This window comes from Synergistaceae bacterium (assembly GCA_017443945.1).
GTDB lineage: Bacteria > Synergistota > Synergistia > Synergistales > Aminobacteriaceae > JAFUXM01.
Map to the genome: position 1 here is coordinate 25,962 of JAFSXS010000021.1, position 25,529 is coordinate 51,490.

A 25,529-nucleotide genomic window follows, 5' to 3' on the forward strand; every position below is an offset into this window, starting at 1 on the left:
CTTAAAGATTTGGGGCTGGCATTTAGACTCTGACTCGTGAAGTTCCCTACGCCGGCATTATCCGGATCAGGTTATTATGGTCGGAATGAAAAATATTCCCTCTCAGCCTGTAATACAAGCTCCCATTAAAAATTGATTATATGAGCAAATTATACGCCTGAAAATATTTTATATGCAAGAAAAAATTTTATCTGAATTATTTTGCGCTTGACAGAATACGATAAAAACTGTAAATTAACACCATCACGCCCAAACGGGCAAGAAATACTTTTTTTATTATTTATCAGGAGGCTTTTTTTTCATGGCACAGGGTACCGTAAAGTGGTTTAACGAGAGCAAAGGCTACGGCTTTATTACTGCTGACGAAGGCAAAGACGTATTTGTTCACTACAGCGCAATTCAGGGAGAGGGATTCAAGACTCTCAACGAGGGACAAAAAGTTTCATTCGACATCGTCAACGGAGAGAAAGGTCCTCAGGCTGCTAACGTTGTGAAGCTGTCTTAAAGTAGTCAGTCTCCTGCAATACCGCGAAACTTCGATAAAGGCAGCAGATGAAATCACTTTGACACAATTTATGAGGGATCCTGTGAATGCAAGACCCTCATTATTTTTTTGCACTGTCTAATAATTAACTCTCCAGAACCATAAACCGCACGCAGGAACAGTCATTGATGAGTCGTTTCGTTCTCCTCCCTGCAATAAATCTTCAAGCCAAGTCAACGGCCTTTTTTGTAATGCGACTTCGTTAATATTGCCTACAATTATGCGCACCATGTTTGTTAAGAATGATTGAGCTTTAACGCTGATAATAGATAAATTTCCGCGCTGACGAAGCCTCAATTTGTCAATAGTCCTGTATGAGTCTTCGGGGCATTCACCTTTTCTGCAAAACGCTCTGAAATCGTGCCGGCCTTGAATTAATTCACATGCTTTGCGGGCTAAATCGAGATTCCATTTTTTTCCTTTGCGCCACCATGCGAAATTATTTAACACCGGCGGACAGACTTGGCCATGATAGATAAAATATTTATATTCTCGTGATGATGCACTTCTGCGGGCGTTGAAATCGTCAGGAACAGTGAAAATTTTCATGATTCTAATATCTTCAGGGAGATAGAAATTTATTGCGAGTCTCAATTTATCGGGCAGAAAAATTTTATCGATATTAAACGATGCAATTTGTCCCCACGCGTTAACGCCTTTGTCTGTACGTCCTGCACCGGTTATTTTTACGTCATGGCCTGCAATTTTTGTTAGAGCCTTCTCGATTATTTCCTGAATGCTTAAAGAATCCGGCTGAATTTGCCACCCTGAATAATTTTTCCCGATATAGCTTACTTTTGCGGCGTATTTCATGATTTATTAATTTACATAGAAATTTTTTAGATACTTCGCGAACATATAATCATTCATGTTACGAAATTCTTTAACGCGCTCGAAATTATCAAGTACGGCCGGGAGTCTGCGTTCATATTCAGCTGGTGTGCATTGCTGTAAAACTTTTTCGATATTTTCTGCGTCCTTGACTGAAATATTTATTATTCCGTCGGGATTGAAGAATTTATGAATCTCTGTCGCACCCAAATAAACGGGTATAGTCTCGGCAGCAAAACAATTTGTAATTTTTTCCGTGAAGAAATAAGGCGTTATGTCATTCTCGATTATGATTGAATATCTATATTTCTGTAAAGTTATTTCAGGCGGAACTAATGCCCCCCCGTCAAATGTCCCGTAAGCGTCTGCAAGCCCTTCATCCCTGCATTTGAACGCTAAAGCCTTCCGCAGTAAATGTAGTTCACATGATTTCTTGTAAGACGAGAGAATCGAAATATTTTTATCCTTGTGCAAATAATTATCCCGTGAAAGTTTAACGCTCTTGTCAACTTCCCCGTACCAGTAATTAGCACCGAACGGCACAAGACGGGCATTATTTATCTTCTCAAGTATTTCACTGTCAAATGTGAAGATTAAATCAAATTCGTTCTCAAAATATTTTTTCTCGCGCAAATATTTCTTGTAAAATTCGGGCTTAATTGCACGTGACTCTATTAACATCGCGAATCTTTTATCAGGACTGCCGACGAGATTAAATGCTTCATCATGGCTGTAAAAATGAGTCTTCAGCGCAAAATTATATCTGTCCCAGTAAATATATTGCGGCTCTCGTCCTGAATATGGGTCATGCGCCGACGAATCGTCAGACAGAAAAAATACATGCAATTTTTCACCGTGAGAGTTATAAATTTCCGGCGGTTCGGAGCTCATCGGGTCTTTGCGGTTGTAATAAGGCGTGAAATATAAATATTTTCTCGTGAACTTCTCAATCTCTGACAATAACGACAAATTAATTTATTCCTCCTCAGCAAAATATTCTTTCAGACAGTTTATATATACCCAGTCCCATATTTGAGAATATTGCTTTACACGCTCGAAATTGTCAAGTACGGCCGGGAGTCTGCGTTCATATTCAGCTGGTGTGCATTGCTGTAAAACTTTTTCCAGATTGTCGAGATCGTTTATTGAAATAGTTATTATTCCGTCGGGATTGAAAAATTTATGAATTTCCGTCGCGCCCAAATAAATTGGTATAGTCTCGGCAGCAAAACAATTTGTAATTTTTTCCGTGAAGAAATACGGCGTTATATCGTTTTCGATTATGATCGAATATCTATATTTTTCCAGAGTTCGTTCCGGCTGAACGTATCCCCCCCCCCCCTCCGTAGAATCTGCAAATGTCCCGTAAGCATCCGCAAGTTTTTCATTTCTGCACTTGAACGCTAAAACCTTTCGCAGTCTATGCAGCTCGCAAAATTCTTTATCAGACGAGAGAATCGAAATATTTTTATCCTTGTGCAAATAATTATCCCGTAAAAGTTTAACGCTTTTATCAATCTTCCCATACCAGAAACAGGCGCAAAACGGTGCAAATTTTGCATTATTTATACTGCTGAGGATGTCATAATCATAAGTAAATACAGCGTCAAAATTGTTCTCGAAATAACTTTTTTCGCGCAAGTATTCAGCGTAAATTTTCGGTGCTATAGCTTTTGACTCGATTAAGACTGCAAATTTTTTATCAGGACTGCCTACAGGTTTAAATGCAAGCTCCCTGCTATAAAAATGCGTCTTGAGGCCGTAATTATATCTGTCCCATATAAAATAATGCGGGGACCTAGACCAAGATATATGATAAGGATCGTGCGCAAAATCACTGTCAGATATAAAGAAAACTTTCATTTTTTCTCCGCATGAATTATATATTTCCGGATAATTTGAATTTATGTCATGATACCTGTTATAAAACGGTGTGAACCCGATATATTTATAATGAGCTTCGTCGAGTATATGCAATAATTTTGCCTTAATTCTTGATTTGATTGACCTAAACAAATTTTTACCTCCTTACAAATAAATAAAGCACCCTCGGAAAAAATTTTTTCTCCCGAAGATGCCCGCGAATCTCATAAAATTTTTTGTTAGCCCATTGTGTCCCAGCTCTGAGCCTCTTCAAGTGAGTCAGCGCCGGTTAAATATAATTCTTTGGGCACGCCTGCGACGACAATTCCGGATTTCGGGTCGACGTAATAATTTTTCGCGTCAAGTTCCGGATCCTCGCCTATTACAGTGCCGTCCGGGATAATATTATGACCGTCAATTATTGCGCGTTTGATTCTGCAATTTTTGCCGATTACAACATCATGGCCGATGATACTTTGTTCGACGACGCTTCCAGCCTGAACGAGACAATTTCTCGCGAGAACTGAATTAGACACATCTGCGCCGAAAATCCTGCTGCCTTCTGATAACATGACTCGATTAATATTACAAGGGTGGCCGCTGTCAGGATAACAATATGAAGGCGGATCACCATAAGACACAGTGCGAATCGGCCACATTGGATTATAAAGCGTCATTTCTGACTCGTGTCCGATTAATTCCATATGAGCCTGCCAATAAGCATAAAGAGTCCCTACGTCGCGCCAATAGGGTTTATCAGTTCTCCACTGATGTATTAATTCTGTCTCTGCGCTTGGGTGCGGCAAAACGTTCGTCGAGAAGTCATAAGCACATACTTTCATGCCGTGTGCTACAAGATCGGGGATAATGTCTTTTCCGAAATCGTGGCTAGTTTCTTCCTTCATTGCGTCCTGAGTGAGTGAGTCTTCAAGTACTTTGCGCTCAAAAACGTAATTGCCCATTGATACATAACTATAGCCGGGCTTGTCGGGAATTTCGGGCGGATTCTTTGGCTTCTCCATGAACTCAAGTATGCGGCCTTTGCTGTCTGTCTTGATACAGCCGAATTGATTCGCTTCTTCGACCGGTACGACATTAGCTGCGATTGTTACATCTGCGTGCTGCGCCATGTGCCACGCGATCATTTGATCAACGTCCATTTTGTAAATATGATCTGCGGCAAAGATACAGACTCTATCAGCCCTGTAACGCGTAATCATGTGCAAAGCCTGATAAACTGCGTCTGCTGTGCCTTGGAACCAGTGTTCACCGCTCCACATCTGCGCCGGTATCGTCGTAACGAAGAAATCACGACCCCTCATTGCTCCGCCGAACTGCCAGCCGCGTTCGATATGCTCGCTCAAAGACTGACTCTTGAACTGGGTTAAGACGTAAACGGAATAAATCCCGCTGTTAATTAAATTGGAGAGTGCAAAATCAATGATACGATACTTTGCGGCGAAGTAAACTGCAGGCTTTGCGCGATAACGTGTAAGCGGCATTAATCGCTCGCCCTTGCCTCCTGCGAGAACGATGCCTAACACTCTTCCGTGTTTGCCTGTGTACATGAAATTAAACCTCCTTCATAATTTATAGCAACGCCCCCTGTAAAAAATTTCTTCACAAGAGGCATTTTTTCACATAATTTATTTACTGCATTAAATCCTCGTACATTGCTCTATATAAACCGGCTGATTTGTTCCATGTGAAATCTTCGCTCATTCCTTCGAGCATTATTTTCTGCCATGCGTCTTTGTTGTAATAACGTTCGATAGCGCGCCTCAATGCCCACATCATTCCGTCAACATCGCAGGTTAAGAAAGTAAAGCCGTTCCCGCCTTCGGGTCTGTCAACGTCAAAAACTGTATCACGAAGACCGCCAACCTCACGCACAACAGGTACAGTACCATAACGCATTGAAATCATCTGCGACAATCCGCAAGGTTCAAATACTGACGGCATCAAGAAAATATCTCCGCCCGCGTACATTAAGTGCGATAAAGGCTCGTCATAACCTTTGAATAATTTAATGCTGCCGGGGTTAGCTTCTGCTGCCTGCATAATTCCGTTTTCGATCCAGTCCTGGCCGGAACCAAGAATCAATAATTTTGCGCCGGTCTCTGCGATCTGATGTGCTGCATTAAATACCATGTCAAAGCCTTTTTGCTCAACGAGTCTACTCACGCACACAATAACAGGAGCGTCTGTGTTCTCGTCAAATCCTGCACGCTTCAATAATTCCCTCTTGCAGGCTGCTTTACCCTTGAGATCCTTTACTGAAAATTTTGCGGGGATTGCTTTATCGCCGTTAGGATCCCAGAATTTAGTATCAAGTCCGTTAATTATGCCTCGTAATTTGCTGCGCTGCTGATAGAGAATCCCGGATAATTCACGCGTTGACTCATAAGTCTGAATCTCATTCGCATAAGTCGGTGATACTGTGCTTACTGCTGTTGCTGCCACGATTCCGCCTTTGAGCAAATTAATTTGTCCGTAAAATTCCATCGTTGACGAACTAAAGCTCCAAGGTTCGAGTCCGGACGCTTCCAAGAATGGCGAGGGTTCAAATATTCCCTGATAGGCGACATTGTGAAGAGTCATGATGCTTTTCTCGCCGGTCTGCCGGTAGTGTCTATGCCAAGCTAAAGCACACGGAAGAAAAGCGCTCGTCCAGTCGTGGCAGTGATAAATATCGGGCACCCAGTCAATAACGTCCTTCAGCTCTAATGCCTGCATACAAAAAACAGCAAACGGTGAAGCAGTCCAGAAATTTAATTGCGACGGGTACATATCGCCCGAATAATCCTCAGCTTTGAGAAAATATGTAGTTACGCCGTTGACATCAGCTTTGATTATTTCTGCTGAATGAATGCGCCAATCGTAAGCCGCGTAAACTTTTTTTCTCATTGTTGTTGTCTTAACGCCTGAAGCCGCGACTCTTTCAAGAACTCCGGGCCATGCAGGAGTAACAACTCTTACATCAACGCCCGCCTGACATAATGCTTTAGGCAGAGAACCCGCCACATCGCCAAGCCCGCCGACCTTCGAGAAGGGTGCAAGCTCTGTCGATACAAATAAAACTTTTATTCCACTACCGTTTTTAACAGCCATTTACTACTATTACATTCCTTTCACTGCAAAAATTACATGCCCCTGAAGTCGATAGAATACGCTTTTGCTGCATACTCTCTGACGACTCTGTGTGTGTTGAAGAAACTTGCGTCAAGGGCGATAGTATGCCTCATCATATCAACCCACTTGTCATGATTATTGTAGTACGTGGGGATAACTTTTTTCTCTAATTTTTCGTAGAGATCTATTGCGTCAAGATTTTCATCATAATGCGCGTCTGCCTGAGTCTCCGTAGGTTCCGGGCCGATTGACCAGCCTGTAACGTCTTCGATCCAACCTTCAATCCACCAACCGTCAAGCACTGAGAAATTCATAATGCCGTTCATTGCGCATTTCATTCCGCTTGTGCCGCTTGCTTCTCTGGGTCTCATGGGAGTATTGAGCCAAACGTCAACGCCTTGAGTCAAAAGCGACGCAATTTCCATATTGTAATTATCAATAAATATAATTGGAATATCTTCGCCGAATTCACGTCCGGCCTTGCGAATTTTCTGCAATAATTTTTTGCCGCCGTCATCGTGGGGGTGAGATTTGCCCGCGAAAATAAATTGTACTTTACCGCCTGCAATTTTCTTGAGTCTCGCTACATCAGTTAATAATAAATCAGCGCGCTTGTATGTTGCTGCACGTCTTGCAAAGCCCAGAGTCAATTTATTCGGGTCTAACTGTACGCCGTTTGTCTCTAAGACTCTTGCAAATAATCTCATCTTTGAAGCCTGATGTGCTGCCCATAATTCTTCTTTTGGAATCGTCAGAGCCTGAACGAGTCTGCCCGGATCTAATTCCCAACCGGGTATGTGCTTATTATAAAGTTTGCGGACTCCTGAACTTATCCATGTTGTAGGGTGAATGCCGTTAGTTATCCAGTCTACAGTTTCCATATTGAACATTGCATTACTTACTTCTGCGTGCTTCTTCGCGACTCCGTTTACGTAACGGCTGTAACGCAAGCCCAATTCAGTCATTGATACACCGGGCATATTCGGCATCATGCGTCTAATAGTTGCGAGTGCGTCATCGGGGAAGACCTGATCAATTAATCCAAACTCGAAATAATCATGTCCTGCAGGTACGGGAGTATGAGTCGTAAATACAACCTGTTCGCGAATTCTGTCGGGATCATAATAACCAAGTTCGCGCATTAATTCGAGAGTTAAGAATCCTGCGTGGCCTTCATTAAGGTGGAACGTGTCAATATTCATATAGCCAAGTGCACGGAGCATTCTCAAGCCTCCGACACCTAAAATAAATTCTTGGCAGAGTCTATAACGATTGTCGCCGCCGTAGAGATACCAGCAAAGTTTTCTGTCATCCGGGTGGTTAGGCTCGAAATCTGTATCAAGGAAATAAATCGGTAACGGATAACCAGTCGCGCCGATGCACTCATAGACCCAGACACCAACTTGAATTTCACGACCTTGAATCGTTATAGATATTCTGTTAGGTAATAGAGTCAATTCTTTCGATGGATCCCAGACAACGGGCTTTTCTTTCTGCCAATCGTCCTGATTAAATTCTTGAACAAAATAACCTTTGCGATATAAGAGCGTTACTCCGGCCATAGGGACTCCGAGATCAGCGGCACTCTTGAGAATATCGCCCGCTAAGACGCCAAGTCCTCCGGAATAAGTAGGAATCGACTCTTTTAGTCCGACTTCCATTGAGAAGTAGGCTACAGGTCGGAAGGCGGGATCATTTTCCATCAGCGTGCGGAGAGAATTTCCGAGATCGCTTCTGTGTAGTCTTTGTATCATGTAAATTAATTAGCTCCTTTCCGGTTTGTTAAAAGCAGACGGGCGAAATGATGTAGATTTTTACTCCCGGCTACAATTATCACGCAAAAAATTTCGTCTTTGTCAATCATATTATTGATAGTTTCGTCTGGTCATTATCTCATAAAACAAAGATTTTTGCGATAAAATGAATGCGTGAATAAATTTTTATTTGTCCGCGCGAGTCAGCCTCTCGAACACGTTAAATTATACAAAATTTTTTTGTGAATGAGTGTATGATAAATTTTTGTTGCGATAAAAAAATTTTTTTCTCCGTGAATATTTATGAATGCACAAATGAGTTAACGTTTTTGTAGTTGTAAATGTAGTTGTAAAAAATTTCTCTCTGACATGAAATTATTGCGTGAAAAGTTTATTGGAAAAATTATATCATGATTCATCAGAGTCTGCGAAAAAGTGCGGATAATTCAGTTACAAGCAATAAAACGAGAGAGCCTGCAAATCACTTAACAGACTCCAACGCGCAAAAATAAATAATTCACTCCCAATGTGCGTGAATACCTTGACTCGGCCGCCAAGCTGCAAATAGTGCGTATACTAACATTTTTGATTCTATCGTCTTCCTGATGAATCTTCAGCCATTCCATTTTATGAATATATCAATGCTATGTTTTCGGCCGTCTAAATTATATTTTTTCCCATTTCCTCAATTAAGAGTGCTACAAAGATAGACTCTCGTACAGCAAAAATAATCGTGCAGACTCCGACAAATTAATGACCTCATTTATATTACTCGCCGAACCTGTAAATATTTTTCCCCGCCGAAAATCTGCCATAAAATCGTCTATCGTTCTGGGCATAGCTTTTTTTTTCGCAGAGCAATAATTATTACAAAACTAGCGATTGTTAATATTTCTGACAAAACAAAGGCTGTCCATACTTCTATATCACCGTAGACCATGCCGAAAATTAATCCAAGCAGACAGACAAATAATAAATTTTCCAAGAATGATGACATATAAGTCATTTTCAGGACATTGACTCGCAAATAATATTTCTGAAATAGCGTATAAGGGCAAGTACCAAATATAAATTCTAAGTGCTGTAACCGCTGCTGTAAAAACTTTTACGTCTTCAACGATAAATAGACTCACAAAAAAGGGGGCTGCCCAGCAAGTTATAACAGCTGTTAATAAAGTTATAAGCAGACTTTCAATGAGTGAAATTTTTAATAGACTTTGCAGAGAATCTTTATCGCGCTCTCCGGAAAAAACGCCGGACATCGTGAGTGCAAAAATATTGTTCAACGAGTTAAGGACAGCAAATGACGCTATAGCCGTTAAATGTGTTGTCATAAGCAAAATATGATTGAGGAAAAAATTTGTATCGCCTTGAACAAACGATCCGCCGCCAATGCCAGCCATGAAACATAAAACGGACACAATTGCAGCCTGCATAGGAAGAAATAACAAAAGCGGAAGTCCCGGAGAAATTCCCCGCAGATAATCAGCAGACAAAGCGACAATTTCACCACTGCCGCCCAGTCAAACAGCAATATTTTCAGAGTAACAAAACAAGCCCGCTACTATGAATGATAACGGATGATTACAACACCATTCACTGTAGGCCGTGAGCATATCTTCTCATTCTGTAAAATTAATGCTGTCTTGAAATAATTGCGCCGGAAAACTTCCCGGAGCTGGCATAAGACGGTGAATATTTCGCGCTAAATCTGCACACTGGGGTATAAGTTCTTCAAGGCGTGAAGACAATTTCACGGACACTTCTTTCACGATTAGTAATTTGTCAAAGCCGGTCATACGCAAAATTTCATCTATGTCACGTGAGTCATTGAGGCCATTATTTTATTTTGTATTTCCGGCGTATTCAAAAAGTGTGCAGGCTTTATTTGATACGGTGCGGTTTGTTCACGATAACGGCGTAAATCACGATACAACAAATGCGTTTGCTGCATATTCCATAAAATTTTACAGTGGGAATCGTAATTGTTATTCTCCTGCTGCAAAAATGTGTCAAGTGAATCGGCTATAATTTCAGCTGATGTGTTGTGCAATTCCGTTAGCTCAATAGGTTCCAAAAGAATCGTTCATCTGCATAGAAGGCAAAATCTGCAACATTAAGCCCGTATTTGTCAGCTGTCTTGATTATGGCTTGATAAATGTCTCCTACATTAACTGACTGACCGACAAGAGCCGCTGATGTCATGAATTTAATGTAATGCCGCCGGTATATTTCCGCAATAGTCCGTATAAACACAGAATGAGTCATCACCGAAAGCTATTATTCTCTTCAGACTCGGCCAAACTCTTGACAAAACTTTTGAATCGAATCCCGCACTAAATGCACGCATTAATTTGTCGGCTCTTTCTTTATCGCCGATTAAATGTCCTCTCATGCGCCAACGTCCAATGCAAATGTAATTTCTCCACGTTCTATATCGTTACAGATGATTTCAAAATTTTTTTCCATGAAGGCCAGTGCTTCAACGATTCCCCATGTTAGACGGTGATATTATGCTCAACTTCACGCTCTCTCAGCGCAAAAAGTACACGCAGATATAAAGTGTCTAATGCCTCAGAGGGAAATAACAGCTCTTCAGGTGTAGTAAATTTAGCGTGACTCCCATGCAAAGTGTTGCGCTCCTGCCAGAAAAATTCAGAGAGAATCACACCAGACAAAGAATTTAGTACCCCGCGATCCTTATAAGCACGAGGCTTAGGCAAACTTTCAAACAGGGTAAATCGCGTACAATATCGGTAAATGCTCTTACATACGGCTCTAAATGCTTTTGTGTAGTCTGTAATTGTATTAATGGAGCATAAGTGCTGTAAGATGATAACGGGACTCTGATTTGATAGCCTTCTGCTGACTGCAAGTCCGCAAAAAAGTAACGCTGCCCATAGTCAGTATTATTGTTATGCCTCAAAATTTCAAGAAGAGTCCCTTCACCGTTCCACATTGATTGTGTATGATGGCCTTTATCGAAATTTTCAGGGTGCAGAATGACTTCACACGAGATTTCGTAAAAAAGTTTTGCTTCTTGTTCCGTACATAATTTTATTGACTGGGAGCATGGGAATTTTGTGAATATACGGCTATAAATATTCCTTGTTTGCTTGACGGTCGACCAGTGTTAAATTTTTCGCGTTTATCATGTTCTAGGCAAACATAGTGAGAAGAGAAGCAAGCACATATTCACGGCGAAATACTACCATTTGGGCGGAGTGCTGCTTCATTTTTTCTGCGGTCGTCTGCAAACAGCTGGGTGTAAAACTGTCGTCTCCGTCAAGAAATCCTAAATTGCGCGGGCTTGAAGGAGTGTCTATCGTATCAAGTATATCAATGATGACGTTGTAATTTTTCTACTTCTGTTATTATGGACACTTGATATTTCGGGATAATTTGCTCCTTATACTTTATAATTATGTTAGCATTATACAATTTTGCTGTTAAGGACGGACAGGCAATTAAATTAGTGAATTAAAGTGTTTTATGGCGGAAGATTACAAGAGAGCCTGCGAATCACTTCACAGACTCCCGCGCGAAAAATTAATTTATGGCCGCAATTATGTTATCAAGCTTTAATGTTGGGATTAAAAGTTTTCTCTCGCTGCCGTCAATGAACGCGAAAGACTCTAAAATTTTCGTGATTGCTTCTCTGCCGTTCTCGTAGCCGACAGTTAATATAATGCCGTCTTTACCGTTTTGTACGGCAAAAAATGCTTTGGACGCTAAATCATGGGGATTCTTCATCGTGATTGAATAATTACCGTTTTCGTCTTTGACAGGTGTAGAAATATCCTTGTAGCCCTGCTTCTTGTAGACTTCAGAAAGAGCATTAGCCATTTGCTGTGCCGTTGCTCCCGTTGCGTTGTCGGCAGTGATTGAGATCATCGACATTTTGTCATTCTTCATAAATATCATGGTAGAAAGACTCTGAATTGAATCTACTGTCCATCCGTCAGGAACATCAACAGAATATTTCTCGAAATCCTGAGCCCCCGCTGAGATAGCCATTACAAGAACTAACGCGCATACTACTGCAAAACGCTTCATGATAATTAACACCTCCGAGAAAATTTTTGTAATTATACAATAAAATAAATAAATCTGCGAAAATGGCGGAATTTCCGGGTGGGAGGGGGGCAAGGGGGAGGGGCTTTAGGGGCTCCCCCACGTAGAGCAATAAAATTTTTTAGCAGTTTATTGGCGCAAAACAGTTTTATTTTATGCATTTACACAACAAAAACGAGAGAGCCCGCGAATCACTTCACAGACTCCCCCGCGAAAAAAAATTATGCGTGATGATTTTATTTCATTGCAAGTGTACTGAGAATACTTACTAAATCGTCTTCGAGTCCTTCACCGGTCGCCGTTACAAGCATATATCTATTTTCATGAACGGAAATTAACGCATGACTCTCTACGCCGTTGGGATTCTTCATGTCAAACGAGTAATCGCCCTCGTTATCTTGTGTCGGTGTCGTAATGTCAGTGAATCCACTTTTAGCAAATTCTGCCGCGAATGCCTCTGCAAGCTGCTGGATTGTAGCTCCGCCGGTCTCGTCAACTGTAATTGTTATATTACCTGCGCCGTCATCTTTCGTAAAAATTGCTGTAGAGCCGTTCTGTTGTGCTGTCCAACCTGCCGGAACATCTGCCGTAAATGCTCCGAAATCCGCCGCAAATGCCGAAATCGCAAATGCAAACACTAACGCTAATACTACTGCAAAACGCTTCATAATATAATACCTCCCATTATAAATAAAATATTGCACCAGCCGAAAAAATTTCATTCTCCGTGCTGATATTTAACGAACCTCTGTAACGCTCAACAATATTTGACACGGAGGCAAGACCGATACCATGACTCTCGCTTGATGACGAGGGCAGGCCGTTCTTCCCGAATTTAATTGCGCCTTCAAATGGATTCTCGATTGACAGTGCAAGCATTGAGTCAGACAACATTGACGAATTTATATTTATTCGCCGTCTGGTTGTGTCGAGAGTCTTTACTGCTTTGAGGGCGTTTTCTGTGAGATTGCCTAATACCGCGCAAAAATCTGACTCTCTTATGGGCAGGACTGAAGGAAGCTCTAACCGCCAGAAAATTTTTGTGTCCTGACTTCCTGCAATAGAGTCATAATGTGAAGCAACTGCATCAACTGCGCTGTTAAGACAAAAAGTTTTATATTTTGCTCCTGATGAGTCATTTAATTGCGACAAATATTCTAATAAGTTGCTGATTTTCCCGGATTTAGCAAGCTCATTTATTACGAGTAAATGCTGTCTGAAATCGTGCCGCAAAATTTTTGAGTGATTCATATAGCTTTTAAGTTCGTTATAGCGTTTGTTCTCTAGCTGCAATAAAATATTTTCCTGCTGGAGTCTTGCGCTCTCCGTTAGTCTTAAAGTCGTCCACCAGAAAATATAATAGAACGCAAATATCATAGATGTAATTAATGCTACCAATGCCAGAGAAATTTGACGAACCCGGCCGGTCATTACAACGCGAGGGCTTATAGGTGTTACCCAGTAATTAAATATCGTCATGAATAACGGAAGCATAAATAAATATTTCCACGCTGTATTGATTCTTTCTTCGTTGATTAAAACCGGGAATCTTTGAGTCATAGTCCCGAAAAAAATAGCTCCCATTATGAAAGCTATAACAAGATTTATTATTCCCGACGAAATCATGAATACGCCGGACTCGTTCGCAAGCTCGATAGGCCCAGCTAAAAGCATTGTATAACACGGACAAGCCGCACACAACATCGCAGCATTGAAGAAGCAGAATAATTTTTTGTGCAGGCTCATATCAACGCAGAAATAATAAATTATGAAGAGTCCAAGCTGGCCCGGAATATGCAAAAGTTTAGATTTTATGACAGCTCCTGACGTAATAAAGCACGCAATAAATAACGCCGTAAGCCCGTAAACTTTGAGAGAGTCAAATTTTATACGGTCAAGAACGGGCAGAAACGCAAATATCGCAGCAGGAATTATTATCGCGAACTCAAGAGCATAACGGAGAGTCAAATTATTCATAATGCACGCCGCCTCGAAGTCTTGAAATCTGGTATTGCGTGAAATCTTCTATAACTTTTGCGCGGCCTCTGACTCTCAATGGGTAACGGTCGCCGGTCTTCATGATAAATACTTCTTTGTCCTTGCTGAGTGAACGAACAGAGTCCATGTTTATAATTAATCCCCGATTGCACAGCAAAAATCTTTTGTCGGCCAATAAAATATTTTCGATCTCGTTAAATGTCATTGTCGCTATTAAGCAGTTATTATCGGTCATGACGATTTCTATAACGTGATTGCTTGATAGAACCGCCGAAATTTTACGGAATGGAATATTATAAGTGCTTCGGGAGACTCGGACACTAAGCGCGGGATCAGGGGACTCTAAAATTTTTACTGCTTCAGTGAGAGTCCTGCAAAGCCGCTCGGAGTCATAAGGTTTCAATATATAATCAAATGGTCTGACAGGCACGGAGGCAGAGAAGAACGACTCAAGCGCAAATTCTCTTGATGATGTCGTGAAAATTATCAAGACTTTAGAGTCATTGAGTCTCACTTGGCCTGCTGTTTGTATGCCGTTAATGTCGTTCATTAGTATGTCCATGAATATAATATGAAATTTTTCGGGCTCAAAGGCGCGCAGAAATTCGCCCCCGTCGTTATAAAGGGTTATAGAGCGTTCTAATTCGGGCTGTGCGAGAAAAAATTTATGAATCACAGAGCTTAATTTGTCTGCGTCCCTTTTTGAGTCTTCTACAAGAGCTATATTTAGATTCATGTTCGAGTCTGCCTCCCTTCGAGCTAAAATTATTTCATTCGCGCGAGTAAATTACAATTAGGCTTGATTGACTTTTACGCAGGATAAAAGATTTTTGCGCGTCATACCCCCTTTCACGTGCGTGGTATAAACTTTAAACGGGTGGGCGGGTGGGAACTACTAATTATTCGCGTGGAATACCCCCTAGCACAAACGAAGAATAAATTTTGTGAGTCTCAGGAACAGCTGACTTTGCTTTTACCTCATTTGCAGCGATAAAAAATTTTTTGTGATTCATGATGCGGGGCCCCAGAGCCCCCCCGCACCCCCCACCCAGTAACACGCCATTTGCAGCGGTAAATATATGATAAATGACTGATTTAATCTTGCAAGTTTTCTGATAAATTATGCACATCCTATAAAAATTTTAAGGCAGGCGAGAGTCAAACGTGCTGAAATTATTAATCATAGCGGACGATTTCACAGGCTCATTAGACTCTGGAGTCCAGTTCGCAGCAAGAGGCGCAAATGTAAAAGTTGTTACCGATCCGCGCTGTAATTTTGCGGATTCAGATAATGTTGACGTTCTTATATTTGACGCAGAGACACGCCACTTATCACCCGATAAAGCATATAAAATCGTGTATGAATTTCTAAAGCGCGTTAATGCCCCCTACATATATAAGAAGACTGACTCAGGCTTACGAGGCAATATCGGCGCAGAGTTATCGGCCTGCATGGACGCACTAAATTATGACTCGCTCGTGTTTGTGCCTGCATTCCCTGCAATGAATCGCGTAACAAAAAACGGCGTTCACTACATCGACGGAGTCCCTGTCGCAAAAAGTATGTTCGGTTCAGATCCATTCGAGCCGGTGAAATTCTCAAGTGTTCAGGAAATTATTTCATCGCAGACAGACAAGACCGGAATAAAAATTTTTGACGCAGAGTCAGACTCAGACATGAAATTAATCGCGAAAAATAATAATTTGAGACTCTCTGCTGGGTGTGCAGGTTTTGCGGGGGTTCTTGCTGATGTTCTCGGCTTTAATGGTCGGGGCGCAAAGGTTCCGGAAATGCCCGAAAAATTTTTTATGGTCTGCGGCTCTGTCAATCCTGTAACGCGCGAACAAGTAAAATTTGCGGTCAAAAACGGTTTCAAGCACATAGCTTTATCAGTCAGGGAAAAATTGAATCCTTCTTGGCCTGATAGTGAAGAGTGCAGAGAGTCAGCTAAAAAATGGTATGACGAGATAAAAAATTTTAATGCCATTCTTGACGCAAATAACGATAACGATTCAGATTTAGCAAACGAATATATAAACGCTCATAAATTAAGCATTGACGACGTAAGAGTAAATATTTCCCACGCAGTTACGATCGCAGCAAAAAATTTGTTGGACTTGGGACTTGAAGCGCGTTTAATGTGTGTCGGCGGAGATACTTTATTAGCTCTCATGAACGCGGTAAACGTGAAAGAATTAATCCCTGTCTGCGAGCTTGCAAGAGGTGTCGTGCTGACAAGTTTTATTTACGGCGGAAAAATTTATTACATCATGACCAAATCCGGCGGGTTCGGCGAGGCTGATTTACTCGTGAAGCTGGCCGGAAAATTATAAAGGGGGTATCATAATTGAAATATACTTTAGGAATGCCAAAACAAGTTTTCAGCGGTGAGGACTCATTAAGCAACATCGGCGCAATTCTCAAGGCTGAAGACGTGAAGAAACTAGCAATTTTCACTGATAAGGGCATACAAAACGCGGGACTTCTTGATTTTCCGTTGAACGAGGTCAAGAAAACGGGAGTAGCTTACGAAATATTAAATGATTTACCGCCCGAACCGAGTTATATGCAGGCTCAAAAACTTGTAGACCAGTGCAGGGAGTACGGCGCAGATTTTATTCTTGCAGTCGGCGGAGGCTCTGTAATGGACACTGCAAAACTTTCAAGCGTTTTAATGACGGAAGATTACACGATAAAAGATTTGCTTGATGATCCGACACGAGCGCGAAAATATATCAAGACTCTTGTTATCCCTACAACGGCAGGCACAGGCAGCGAGGCGACTCCTAATGCTATAGTTGCAGTACCTGAGAAAGAGTTAAAAGTCGGGATCGTCAATAATGCGATGATTTCTGATTATGTAATTCTCGACGCAGTAATGATTAAGAATTTGCCGCGAAAAATTGCAGCTGCTACAGGAATTGACGCACTTGCACACTGTATCGAATGTTTCACGAGCAACAAAGCAAACCCCTTCAGTGATACATTTGCGCTTGAAGGACTTGACTTGATTCTAAACAGCATTATCCCAGCTTGTGATGATCCTGACGCAATGCAGGCGAAATTAAATATGCAGATCGGCAGCTTTTACGGCGGAGTAGCAATTACAGCATCAGGAACAACGGCCGTACACGCGTTAAGCTATCCATTAGGCGGCAAATATCACATTGCACACGGAGTCTCGAACGCGATTTTGTTAGTTCCCGTCATGAAATTTAACGAGTCAGATTGCAGGAGTTTATTTGCAAAAGTTTATGACAGGTGCATGAAGGGTAATGCGTCGACGGAAGAAGCAAAGAGTCAGGCAGTAATCACGAGGCTTGACGAAATTGTTAAACATTTGGACATACCCAAGAGCTTAAAAGATTTCGGAGTCCCTGAGAGTGATTTAGATTGGCTTGTTGATGCTGGAATGCAAGTAACGCGTTTATTAGTTAATAATCGCAAGAAAGTTACGCCCGATGACGCGAGAAAAATTTATCTCGAAATTATGTAATTATTATTAGGAGGAAAAATTTATTATGACGCTCATTAAAGGAATTATCCCGCCCATTTTAACGCCCATGAACGACGACGAGAGCATTAATTATTCTGAACTTCGCAATCAAGTTAACCGCATGATAGACGCGAAAGTAAGCGGAGTTTTTGCACTCGGTACTAATGGAGAAGCCTACGCACTGAGTCACAAAGAAAAAGTCGAGATTCTCAAAAATGTAGTTGACGAGGCCAAGAAACGAGTCCCCGTTTATGCCGGTACAGGCTGCCCTACAACTAGAGAGACAATCACGTTAAGCAAGGAAGCAGAAGAAATCGGAGCAGACGTTTTGTCAGTAATAGTGCCTTATTTTGCAGCAGCCTCGCAGGACGAGCTTTACGACCATTTTAGAGCAGTCGCCGAGTCCGTGAAAATTCCTGTAGTTCTCTATAATATTCCTGCAAGAACCGGAAACGCTTTAGCACCCGCAACAGTTGCAAGACTCGCAAAAGATGTACCCAACATTTTGGGCGCAAAAGATTCAAGCGGAAATTTCGACAACATGAAACAATATATCGAGCTTACAAGCAATATCGGCAAAGATTTTAGCGTTTTGTCAGGAAATGACTCGCTGATTCTTCCTGCGCTTGTATTCGGCGGTAAAGGCGGTATTGCAGGCTGTGCAAATGTTTTCCCGCGCACAATGGTAGAAATTTATGAGGCTTTCGAGGCCGGAGACATGGAACGCGCGAAAAAAGTTCAGGACAGTATTAGAATCTTCCGCAACTGTTTCAAATACGGCAACCCCAATACGCTTGTAAAACTTGCTGCCGGTTTATTAGGGAATCCCGTAGGACCTTGCAGACGGCCATTCAGCAAAATTACTCCTGAGGGCATGGAAGCATTAAAGAAAACTCTTGAGACATGCAAAGCTAACGGACTGCATTAATTTTTTGTGAGGAGGAGAAATTTTTATCATGACACGGCCAATTTTAGGAATCAGCATGGGCGACCCATTCGGCAACGGCCCGGAAATTACTGTTAAAGCACTCGCAGACAAAACAGTTTATGACCGCTGCAAGCCTCTTGTTGTCGGTGATTTATCAAGCATGGAATACGCCGCAAAAGTCGCAAAGAAAGTTTCAGGAATCGACGTAAAAATTAACCCCGTCAAAGATGTCAAGGACGCAAAATTTGAGTACGGAACTATTGACGTTTACGACATGGGATTAATCAAGCCTTCAGATATTCCCGGAGATTGCAATAACCCCAAACCTTTTGGACTCGGTGCTACAAAATTAGGCGGTGAAGCTGCATATCAATATGTCGTGAAAGTTATTCACATGGCGTTAAATAAAGAAGTCGACGCAACAATCACTAACGCACTCAGCAAAGAAGCTATCAACATGGCCGGGCATCATTATTCAGGTCATACAGAAATTTACGCCGACGAGACCAAGACGAAAAAATATGCGATGATGTTAGCTCACGAGGATTTAAGAGTCATTCATGTATCAACGCACGTTTCATTAAGAGAGGCCTGCGACAGAGTCAAGAAAGAAAGAGTCTTAGACTGCATACGACTCGCAAATAACGCGATGAAAGCAATTGGAATCGAGAATCCTAAAATCGGAGTCGCCGGGCTTAATCCTCATTGCGGTGAAGACGGCATGTTTGGACGTGAAGAAATTGACGAGATTCAACCCGCAATCGATCAAGCAATGTCAGAAGGCGTGAACATTCCCGAAAAGAAGCCTACTCCCCCTGATACAGTTTTCAGCAAGGCTCTTGGCGGTTGGTATGATATAGTTGTCGTAATGTATCACGATCAAGGCCATATCCCGTTGAAAGTCAAAGGCTTTGTTTACAATAAAGAAGCTCATCACTGGGAAGCGGTCGCGGGAATAAATGTAACGCTGGGACTTCCGATTATTCGTGCAAGCGTCGATCACGGGACAGGTTTCGGCCATGCAGGGGACGGCGGAGCAAATGCACTGAGTCTCGTTAATGCTATGGATTACGGAATCAGACTCGCAGGAGGCAGCAAATAAAATGAAAATAGTGATGACTCAATCAGTCTGCCCTGAAGGAGTTAAAGCACTTGAGGACTCCGGACTCTTCACAGAAATTTACGCTGCCGATAATCCGGATCCAAATAATTATCTCGACAAAATGGCGGACGCTGATGCATTAATCGTCAGAATAGCAAAGTGCGACGCAAACGCAATCGAGAACAGCCCGAATCTTAAAGTTATCGGCAAAACTGGAGTCGGCTATGACGCAATTGACGTTAAGAAAGCTGCGGAAAAAGGAATCCCCGTCGTTATTACACCAGGCGCAAATAATCGCAGTGTAGCAGAACACGCAGTAGCAATGATGTTCGCCCTTGCAAAAAATATCGTTGAGGCCGACTCAGAGACCCGCAAAGGAAATTGGGAGATTCGAGGCGCAAAGAAAACTTTTGAGCTTGAGGGCAAGACAGCAGGTGTTATCGGACTCGGTGCAATAGGCCGCGAGACAGCAAAAATTTGTCAGGCCTGCGGAATGAAAATCGCCGGTTATGATCCGTTTTTGAGTCAGGAAAAAATTGAGTCTCTCGGAGCAAAATATTACGCCGATTATGAAGAATTATTACGCGACTCAGATATTGTTACGATTCACGTGCCTTTAACTGATGAGACTCGAAATATGATTAACGCAAAAAATTTCGCCGAAATGAAGAATACAGCAATAATCATAAATTGCAGCAGGGGAGGAATCATAAACGAGTCAGATTTAATCAACGCGCTTAATAATGGCGATATTGCAGGAGCAGCTACAGACGTTTTTTGCGCAGAACCTTTGAAGACTGATGATCCCTTATTGACCTGCAAAAATTTAATTGTGAGTCCTCATTCAGCAGCCCAGACAAGAGAAGCAGTCATAAAAATGGCGTTAATGTGTGTTAGAGGCTGTGTAGAGATTCTCAAGGGTAATAAATGGCCGTTTGTTGCTGATAAAAGCGTCTACAATCACGAAAAATGGCAGGGAAGACCGGAGGCGCAGTTATGAAGAGGGACAAGCAATATAAATTAGATATTATTCCGGGAATAGTGCTAGCTGTATTTGCAGTTTTCTACATGTCAAAAATTTCCGGGATTCGAGTCTTCAAGAGTTTAGGCGCGACTCCATTAACGAATCATTTTATCCCGTGGCTTTGGGGAGGTTCAATGCTTGCGTTGAGTCTCTGGCTGATTATTCGCGGGATAATGAAATATAGAAGACTCAAAATTTCCGGTGCACTTCCTGAAAGCGAGTCATTATTTGCATCCTTATGGGAAAAACGAGAAGTAATCTTCAGCTTCATTGCTCTAGCTTTGTATGTCGGCTTTATGGAGTCAATCGGATTTGTTATAACGACATGTATATATACTTTCGTGCAGATTTTGATATTGACTCCTGTTGAGAAATGGGCGAAAAATTTTATTCCTGCGCTAATCACGGCAGTAATAACGGGATTCTTGCTGTTCTACGTGTTTAGAGTCATGCTGAATGTATTATTACCCGTCGGCATGTTCGGTTTTGGTCTATAGGAGGCGGAAATTATGATTCTTGAAGGAATATTAGCGGTCTGTCAGCCTCTTACAATTTTATGGATAGCAATCGGAGTAGCAGTCGGAATAATTTTCGGAGCGATTCCCGGACTTACAGCAACAATGGCAATAGTAATGTTTTTGCCTGTAACTTATTCGATGTCGGCCTCGCAGGGGATTGCAATGTTAATGGCGTTGTATATCGGCGGAATTTCGGGCGGTCTGATTTCTGCGATATTGTTAAATATTCCTGGTACTCCTTCATCTGTTGCAACATGTTTTGACGGGAAACCAATGGCGAATAAGGGTCAAGCGGGGAAAGCTCTAGGAACTGGAGTCGTTTTCTCGTTTGTCGGGACTCTAATAGGAATTGCAATATTAATTGTTCTTGCGCCTATTTTGTGTGAATTTGCGTTAAAGTTTCAGGCTTATGAATATTGCGCGCTTGCTTTGTTCTCGTTAAGTATGGTCGTAGCATTAACGGGTACTGACATGCCAAAGGGTTTAATCAGTGCTGTATTAGGTGCATTGCTTGCGACTGTAGGACTTGCCCCGATTGACTCTCGTCCTAGATTCACATTTGATTTATACCAGCTGAATTACGGTTTTGCGCTCGTTGTGCTGTTAATAGGCTTATTTGCGATTTCTGAAGTAATGTCATTCGCTGAGTCAGTCAGAAAGAAGCAGGATTTCACGATCGAGCAAAATGTAAAGATGAAGGGAGCCGGTTTTACATTTGCTGAATTTATCGCGCAGATTCCAAATGCAATAGTGTCGGCTTTAATCGGTGTAGGAATCGGAATTTTACCCGGTATCGGCGGCGGAGTCTCCTGCATGATTTCTTACACTGTCTCAAAGAATACATCAAAGCATAGAGAGCTTTACGGCACAGGAATAATGGACGGGGTTGTAGCGTCAGAGACTGCAAATAATGCGACAATCGGCGGAGCAGTTATCCCGTTATTATCGCTTGGAATCCCTGGCGACCCTGCAACAGCAATGTTACTCGGCGGATTAATGATTCACAATGTTGCGCCCGGCCCGTTGATTTATGAGAAAAACGGAGCAGTCGTTTACGCAATTTTTACGGCAATGTTAGTTGCAGCTGTCTTCATGCTGTTATTCATGTTATGGGGAATGAGATTCTTTGTGTCAGTTCTCAAGATTCCAAAAAATTATTTGCTTCCCATTGTAATGGTCTTATGCGGGATCGGTGCAATCGGGAACGCGAATCAATTATTTGATACATATGTAATGGTCGGCTTTGGGTTAATGGCTTACTTGATGATAAAAGCTAAGATTCCTACAGTACCTATGATATTAGGCTTTATTCTCGGCCCGACGTTTGAGCAGAATTTGCGCAGGGTCTCGCAGTTAGCTTCAAGTGATCCATTTTATAATCATCCGATTTTCTGTGTATTAATTGTCGCAACGGTTTTAGTAGTAATTTTCTCTGTCAGGGCAAATTTGAAGGATGCAGCCCGCGAACGTGCAGAGGAATTAAATAATTAAATTTTTATGAAAGAAGGCTTTATTATGGCAAAAAAATTTTTCTGTGCATTAGCTTTATTGTTAGTTCTTGTATCGAGTGCATTTGCAGCGGACTGGCCGACGAAGACAATCAATATTTACGTAACCCACGCGGCCGGCGGAGATACTGATTATATGGCTCGTCAATTAGGTGCGCAGCTTGAGAAAATTCTCGGTGTTTCCGTTGTATTAAGCAATGTAACAGGCTCTAACGGTGCAACTTGTATGCAGCAGTACAGAAACGGAGCTACAGACGGTTACACTTTCATAGCGACAAATACGGCAGCTCTTAACGGCAACGAGGCCACCGGAATGGTAGATTTTGGTTATAACGCGTTTGAACCGGTTGCTGTTTATGGGATTCAGTCAGGCGAAAATATCGTAGTCAAAGCATCATCACCGTATAAGACTCTTCAGGATTTAATTGACGCTTCCAAAGCCAAGCCCGGCACAATTAGACTAGGAATCTCAATGGGCGGAGGAGTTTACATAATGGCCTGCGTACTAATGAACATCGGCAAAGCACAATTTAATATTATTGAGGCAGGAGACGCGGCAAACAGACTCACAGCTTTATTAGGCGACGCAATTGACGCAACATCGATCCCCTATTCGAGCGCAGCAGATTACATCGAGAAGGGCGAATTAAGGAGCCTTTGCACAGTTTTATCGAAATCGCCTACACTTTTACCCGGGCAGCCGGCAGCTTCTGACGTTATCCCGCAATTAAAGCTCGATACAGAATACGCCTTATTAGCACCTAAGGGAACGCCCGCAGAAATCGTAAAAGCTATGAACGCCGCTGTAATGAAGGCATGTGCGACTCCTGAATGGAAGAAAATAGTTAATGACTTCTCGTGGCAAGATCCATTTTATTTTGACGTTGAAGGAAGTATAGCGAATCTCAAAGCTCAGAGAGATTTATTTATGAGCCTTGTTCCTATTCTTGAAATCGAGTAGTAATGCTTGTAAATCTTTGCAGGCATAAATATAAAATTTTATGGAGGTAAATTTTTCATGAAGAAAGTAGCATTAGCAGCAGTATTAGTTCTTTGTCTCGCGTTCGCAGCATTTGCGGCACTTGATGCACCCGTGAAATTAATTTTTGCGGCTCAGGAAGTCGGCACAGGCGCATATTCAGTCAGTGCAGCTATTCAGGGCGCAATGTTGAAGGGTCTTCCGGAAGGTTCTACTATCGATTTGACAACTAACTCACCCGGCGGAGTCGGCGCACCCGTTTTGATTCAGAGAGGCAGAGCAGATTTAATCGTCGGTAATGCAGGGCCTTCACTCTGGAGTTATCAGCGTTCAAAAAGTGATTATCAGTTCGGAGACTGCCCTAACGTCAGAAGTATTGCAGGAGGTCTCGGCCACGCATTTGCAAATATAATGTTCACGAAAAAATTTGTTGACAGAACCGGCTGCACTACTATGGAAGACGTAATCGCTAAGAAAGTACCCATCAAATTAATCACTAAGAAAAACGGTACTCTCGGCGAACTTACAGCAGAACGCGTAATCGAGGCTTGCGGGATCAGTGTTGCAGATTTCTTAAAGTTTGCTACATGGGAGAAAACCGGCACTGACGCAATTAAATCCGGCATTCAGGACGATTTATATGACGCAACTATTGACCACGTCGACGCAGGACAGGCAACAACAACAGAAATTTGCTTAACTCATGAAATGCATTTTGTACAGTTAAAGCCTGAGACTCTCGCAAATCTCAACACAATGGGCTATGCTCCTATCACGATTACTGCAGGAACTTGGAACGGTTTAGATCATGACATTCAGTCAATGGGATCACAGCAGAATGTTATCGTACCCGCTTCAATGCCCGACGATGTAGCATATGCGCTCGTAAAAGGTATCTGCGAGAACAAAGACGATATCGCAGCAGCAGTCGCTTCATTAAAATGGTTTGATCCTAAGACAGCCGGCAAACATGAATTAAACGGTGCTCCCCTTCACCCTGGCGCAATGAAGTATTACAAAGAAATAGGCTATGAGTTCGACGAGTTCAAATAAGTTACTCGAAGGAAAATCAGCAATTATTACAGGCTCGACTCGCGGTATCGGCAGGGCTATAGCTAAGGCCTTTGCTGACAACGGGGCGAGCCTCGTTCTTAATGGCAGTAAATTAACAAGTAAACCCGATATTGAATGCGTTTATGTTGCCGGAGATATTAGCGAGCTTGAGACTTCTATAAAACTTGCGGACGAGTGCATGAAGAATTTCGGCAAAATTGATATTCTCGTCAACAATGCAGGCATTAACACACGAACGAAATTTTTAGAGCTTGACCCTTCAGAATGGCAGAAAGTTTTACAAGTTAATTTAACAGGGACATTTTACGCGTGCAAAAGTGTTATTCCTCATATGTTAGAGCAAAAATTTGGCAGCATTATAAATCTTTCATCAACCGCAGGAAAAACAGCACACCCGAACGCGTCATTATGTTACGGGGTCTCTAAGGCAGGAATTGACTCACTCACTAGAAAACTTGCTTACGATTTTGCGCCTTCAGGGATTCGTGTAAATTCAATTTGTCCCGGCCCTGTAGAAACTGATATGTCTCTGCAATGGACTCAAGACTACAGAGAGAAAATAATTTCTGATATTCCCTTAAGACGCTTGGGAACGCCTGAAGATATTGCAAATTTAGCAGTTTTTCTCGCGTCAGATCTGTCAAGTTTTATTACAGGTGAGAGCATAAATATTAACGGCGGTAAGTACATGAATTAAATAAGG

The 25,529-nt window shown here is 42.0% G+C and carries 27 protein-coding genes and 1 riboswitch; of the genes, 11 read left to right on the forward strand and 16 right to left on the reverse strand.

Annotated elements, in window-relative coordinates; translation table 11 throughout:
- Positions 1 to 24: 24 nt before the first annotated feature.
- A riboswitch (TPP riboswitch) is annotated at positions 25 to 136 on the reverse strand.
- 165 nt (positions 137 to 301) lie between these two features.
- On the forward strand, positions 302 to 505 hold the full coding sequence (locus IJT21_02655) for a cold-shock protein (protein MBQ7577148.1): 204 nt from the start codon (positions 302 to 304) through the stop codon (positions 503 to 505).
- Positions 506 to 622: 117 nt separating this feature from the next.
- Here the strand turns inward: IJT21_02655 and truA are convergent, their stop codons facing one another.
- The 16 genes from truA to IJT21_02735 form a co-directional block, all read right to left on the reverse strand.
- Complete coding sequence (gene truA, locus IJT21_02660; protein ID MBQ7577149.1) at positions 623 to 1,357, reverse strand: tRNA pseudouridine(38-40) synthase TruA; 735 nt, start codon at positions 1,355 to 1,357, stop codon at positions 623 to 625.
- A 6-nt stretch (positions 1,358 to 1,363) separates the two neighbouring features.
- Entirely contained in the window at positions 1,364 to 2,344 is a 981-nt protein-coding gene (locus IJT21_02665) for a hypothetical protein (GenBank protein MBQ7577150.1), read from the reverse strand.
- Between the two features lie 6 nt (positions 2,345 to 2,350).
- Positions 2,351 to 3,391 (reverse strand): hypothetical protein, encoded by a 1,041-nt coding sequence (locus tag IJT21_02670; GenBank protein MBQ7577151.1) that lies wholly within the window; start codon positions 3,389 to 3,391, stop codon positions 2,351 to 2,353.
- 86 nt (positions 3,392 to 3,477) lie between these two features.
- Positions 3,478 to 4,806: a glucose-1-phosphate adenylyltransferase gene (glgC, locus tag IJT21_02675; GenBank protein ID MBQ7577152.1), complete on the reverse strand. Its 1,329-nt coding sequence runs from the start codon at positions 4,804 to 4,806 to the stop codon at positions 3,478 to 3,480.
- Between the two features lie 82 nt (positions 4,807 to 4,888).
- Positions 4,889 to 6,349 (reverse strand): glycogen synthase, encoded by a 1,461-nt coding sequence (locus IJT21_02680; protein ID MBQ7577153.1) that lies wholly within the window; start codon positions 6,347 to 6,349, stop codon positions 4,889 to 4,891.
- Between the two features lie 32 nt (positions 6,350 to 6,381).
- A complete protein-coding gene (glgP, locus tag IJT21_02685) occupies positions 6,382 to 8,124 on the reverse strand; it encodes an alpha-glucan family phosphorylase (protein ID MBQ7577154.1) in 1,743 nt (580 codons plus the stop codon).
- Between the two features lie 926 nt (positions 8,125 to 9,050).
- Entirely contained in the window at positions 9,051 to 9,620 is a 570-nt protein-coding gene (locus tag IJT21_02690; GenBank protein MBQ7577155.1) for a hypothetical protein, read from the reverse strand.
- Between the two features lie 126 nt (positions 9,621 to 9,746).
- Positions 9,747 to 9,923, reverse strand: coding sequence for a hypothetical protein (locus IJT21_02695; protein ID MBQ7577156.1), 177 nt, complete (start codon positions 9,921 to 9,923; stop codon positions 9,747 to 9,749).
- 259 nt (positions 9,924 to 10,182) lie between these two features.
- Positions 10,183 to 10,329: a hypothetical protein gene (locus IJT21_02700; protein MBQ7577157.1), complete on the reverse strand. Its 147-nt coding sequence runs from the start codon at positions 10,327 to 10,329 to the stop codon at positions 10,183 to 10,185.
- 4 nt (positions 10,330 to 10,333) lie between these two features.
- Positions 10,334 to 10,519: a hypothetical protein gene (locus IJT21_02705; GenBank protein MBQ7577158.1), complete on the reverse strand. Its 186-nt coding sequence runs from the start codon at positions 10,517 to 10,519 to the stop codon at positions 10,334 to 10,336.
- 103 nt (positions 10,520 to 10,622) lie between these two features.
- Entirely contained in the window at positions 10,623 to 10,802 is a 180-nt protein-coding gene (locus tag IJT21_02710) for a hypothetical protein (GenBank protein ID MBQ7577159.1), read from the reverse strand.
- 5 nt (positions 10,803 to 10,807) lie between these two features.
- Complete coding sequence (locus tag IJT21_02715; protein MBQ7577160.1) at positions 10,808 to 11,083, reverse strand: GH3 auxin-responsive promoter family protein; 276 nt, start codon at positions 11,081 to 11,083, stop codon at positions 10,808 to 10,810.
- Positions 11,084 to 11,673: 590 nt separating this feature from the next.
- Entirely contained in the window at positions 11,674 to 12,180 is a 507-nt protein-coding gene (locus tag IJT21_02720; GenBank protein MBQ7577161.1) for a hypothetical protein, read from the reverse strand.
- A 254-nt stretch (positions 12,181 to 12,434) separates the two neighbouring features.
- Positions 12,435 to 12,866, reverse strand: coding sequence for a hypothetical protein (locus IJT21_02725; protein MBQ7577162.1), 432 nt, complete (start codon positions 12,864 to 12,866; stop codon positions 12,435 to 12,437).
- A 16-nt stretch (positions 12,867 to 12,882) separates the two neighbouring features.
- Complete coding sequence (locus tag IJT21_02730) at positions 12,883 to 14,175, reverse strand: GHKL domain-containing protein (protein MBQ7577163.1); 1,293 nt, start codon at positions 14,173 to 14,175, stop codon at positions 12,883 to 12,885.
- Positions 14,168 to 14,932 (reverse strand): response regulator transcription factor, encoded by a 765-nt coding sequence (locus IJT21_02735; GenBank protein MBQ7577164.1) that lies wholly within the window; start codon positions 14,930 to 14,932, stop codon positions 14,168 to 14,170. The genes IJT21_02730 and IJT21_02735 overlap by 8 nt, the downstream gene beginning before the upstream one ends.
- Before the next feature lie 428 nt (positions 14,933 to 15,360).
- Here IJT21_02735 and IJT21_02740 point away from each other — a divergent pair, with 428 nt between their 5' ends.
- The 10 genes from IJT21_02740 to IJT21_02785 are packed head-to-tail and all read left to right on the forward strand — an operon-like array spanning position 15,361 to position 25,523.
- Positions 15,361 to 16,530 (forward strand): four-carbon acid sugar kinase family protein, encoded by a 1,170-nt coding sequence (locus IJT21_02740; GenBank protein ID MBQ7577165.1) that lies wholly within the window; start codon positions 15,361 to 15,363, stop codon positions 16,528 to 16,530.
- 32 nt (positions 16,531 to 16,562) lie between these two features.
- Complete coding sequence (locus IJT21_02745; GenBank protein ID MBQ7577166.1) at positions 16,563 to 17,693, forward strand: iron-containing alcohol dehydrogenase; 1,131 nt, start codon at positions 16,563 to 16,565, stop codon at positions 17,691 to 17,693.
- Between the two features lie 25 nt (positions 17,694 to 17,718).
- Positions 17,719 to 18,621 (forward strand): 4-hydroxy-tetrahydrodipicolinate synthase, encoded by a 903-nt coding sequence (dapA, locus tag IJT21_02750; GenBank protein MBQ7577167.1) that lies wholly within the window; start codon positions 17,719 to 17,721, stop codon positions 18,619 to 18,621.
- A gap of 28 nt (positions 18,622 to 18,649) precedes the next feature.
- Positions 18,650 to 19,723, forward strand: coding sequence for a 4-hydroxythreonine-4-phosphate dehydrogenase PdxA (locus IJT21_02755; protein ID MBQ7577168.1), 1,074 nt, complete (start codon positions 18,650 to 18,652; stop codon positions 19,721 to 19,723).
- Positions 19,724 to 19,736: 13 nt separating this feature from the next.
- Positions 19,737 to 20,723 (forward strand): hydroxyacid dehydrogenase, encoded by a 987-nt coding sequence (locus tag IJT21_02760; protein ID MBQ7577169.1) that lies wholly within the window; start codon positions 19,737 to 19,739, stop codon positions 20,721 to 20,723.
- Positions 20,720 to 21,244: a tripartite tricarboxylate transporter TctB family protein gene (locus IJT21_02765; protein MBQ7577170.1), complete on the forward strand. Its 525-nt coding sequence runs from the start codon at positions 20,720 to 20,722 to the stop codon at positions 21,242 to 21,244. Before IJT21_02760 ends, IJT21_02765 begins: the two co-directional genes overlap by 4 nt.
- A 12-nt stretch (positions 21,245 to 21,256) precedes the next feature.
- Entirely contained in the window at positions 21,257 to 22,756 is a 1,500-nt protein-coding gene (locus tag IJT21_02770; protein ID MBQ7577171.1) for a tripartite tricarboxylate transporter permease, read from the forward strand.
- 24 nt (positions 22,757 to 22,780) lie between these two features.
- Positions 22,781 to 23,734 carry a tripartite tricarboxylate transporter substrate binding protein gene (locus IJT21_02775; protein MBQ7577172.1) on the forward strand — a complete coding sequence of 318 codons (954 nt, stop codon included), beginning with the start codon at positions 22,781 to 22,783 and terminating at the stop codon, positions 23,732 to 23,734.
- Positions 23,735 to 23,791: 57 nt separating this feature from the next.
- On the forward strand, positions 23,792 to 24,805 hold the full coding sequence (locus IJT21_02780; GenBank protein MBQ7577173.1) for a TAXI family TRAP transporter solute-binding subunit: 1,014 nt from the start codon (positions 23,792 to 23,794) through the stop codon (positions 24,803 to 24,805).
- Positions 24,783 to 25,523 carry a 3-oxoacyl-ACP reductase FabG gene (locus IJT21_02785; GenBank protein MBQ7577174.1) on the forward strand — a complete coding sequence of 247 codons (741 nt, stop codon included), beginning with the start codon at positions 24,783 to 24,785 and terminating at the stop codon, positions 25,521 to 25,523. Before IJT21_02780 ends, IJT21_02785 begins: the two co-directional genes overlap by 23 nt.
- Positions 25,524 to 25,529 lie beyond the last annotated feature (6 nt).

Excerpts from the sequence above, each read along its gene's own strand:
- IJT21_02720 (MBQ7577161.1), bottom strand. The coding sequence starts at position 12,180 with ATGAAGCGTTTTGCAGTAGTATGCGCGTTAGTTCTTGTAATGGCTATC.
- IJT21_02745 (MBQ7577166.1), top strand. The coding sequence starts at position 16,563 with ATGCCAAAACAAGTTTTCAGCGGTGAGGACTCATTAAGCAACATCGGC.
- glgP (MBQ7577154.1), bottom strand. The coding sequence starts at position 8,124 with ATGATACAAAGACTACACAGAAGCGATCTCGGAAATTCTCTCCGCACG.
- glgC (MBQ7577152.1), bottom strand. The coding sequence starts at position 4,806 with ATGTACACAGGCAAACACGGAAGAGTGTTAGGCATCGTTCTCGCAGGA.
- truA (MBQ7577149.1), bottom strand. The coding sequence starts at position 1,357 with ATGAAATACGCCGCAAAAGTAAGCTATATCGGGAAAAATTATTCAGGG.
- IJT21_02695 (MBQ7577156.1), bottom strand. The coding sequence starts at position 9,923 with ATGACCGGCTTTGACAAATTACTAATCGTGAAAGAAGTGTCCGTGAAA.
- IJT21_02770 (MBQ7577171.1), top strand. The coding sequence starts at position 21,257 with ATGATTCTTGAAGGAATATTAGCGGTCTGTCAGCCTCTTACAATTTTA.
- IJT21_02730 (MBQ7577163.1), bottom strand. The coding sequence starts at position 14,175 with ATGAATAATTTGACTCTCCGTTATGCTCTTGAGTTCGCGATAATAATT.
- IJT21_02715 (MBQ7577160.1), bottom strand. The coding sequence starts at position 11,083 with ATGTGGAACGGTGAAGGGACTCTTCTTGAAATTTTGAGGCATAACAAT.
- IJT21_02680 (MBQ7577153.1), bottom strand. The coding sequence starts at position 6,349 with ATGGCTGTTAAAAACGGTAGTGGAATAAAAGTTTTATTTGTATCGACA.
- IJT21_02735 (MBQ7577164.1), bottom strand. The coding sequence starts at position 14,932 with ATGAATCTAAATATAGCTCTTGTAGAAGACTCAAAAAGGGACGCAGAC.
- dapA (MBQ7577167.1), top strand. The coding sequence starts at position 17,719 with ATGACGCTCATTAAAGGAATTATCCCGCCCATTTTAACGCCCATGAAC.
- IJT21_02700 (MBQ7577157.1), bottom strand. The coding sequence starts at position 10,329 with ATGACATCAGCGGCTCTTGTCGGTCAGTCAGTTAATGTAGGAGACATT.
- IJT21_02780 (MBQ7577173.1), top strand. The coding sequence starts at position 23,792 with ATGAAGAAAGTAGCATTAGCAGCAGTATTAGTTCTTTGTCTCGCGTTC.
- IJT21_02775 (MBQ7577172.1), top strand. The coding sequence starts at position 22,781 with ATGGCAAAAAAATTTTTCTGTGCATTAGCTTTATTGTTAGTTCTTGTA.
- IJT21_02655 (MBQ7577148.1), top strand. The coding sequence starts at position 302 with ATGGCACAGGGTACCGTAAAGTGGTTTAACGAGAGCAAAGGCTACGGC.
- IJT21_02725 (MBQ7577162.1), bottom strand. The coding sequence starts at position 12,866 with ATGAAGCGTTTTGCAGTAGTATTAGCGTTAGTGTTTGCATTTGCGATT.
- IJT21_02765 (MBQ7577170.1), top strand. The coding sequence starts at position 20,720 with ATGAAGAGGGACAAGCAATATAAATTAGATATTATTCCGGGAATAGTG.
- IJT21_02755 (MBQ7577168.1), top strand. The coding sequence starts at position 18,650 with ATGACACGGCCAATTTTAGGAATCAGCATGGGCGACCCATTCGGCAAC.
- IJT21_02785 (MBQ7577174.1), top strand. The coding sequence starts at position 24,783 with ATGAGTTCGACGAGTTCAAATAAGTTACTCGAAGGAAAATCAGCAATT.
- IJT21_02760 (MBQ7577169.1), top strand. The coding sequence starts at position 19,737 with ATGACTCAATCAGTCTGCCCTGAAGGAGTTAAAGCACTTGAGGACTCC.
- IJT21_02705 (MBQ7577158.1), bottom strand. The coding sequence starts at position 10,519 with ATGAGAGGACATTTAATCGGCGATAAAGAAAGAGCCGACAAATTAATG.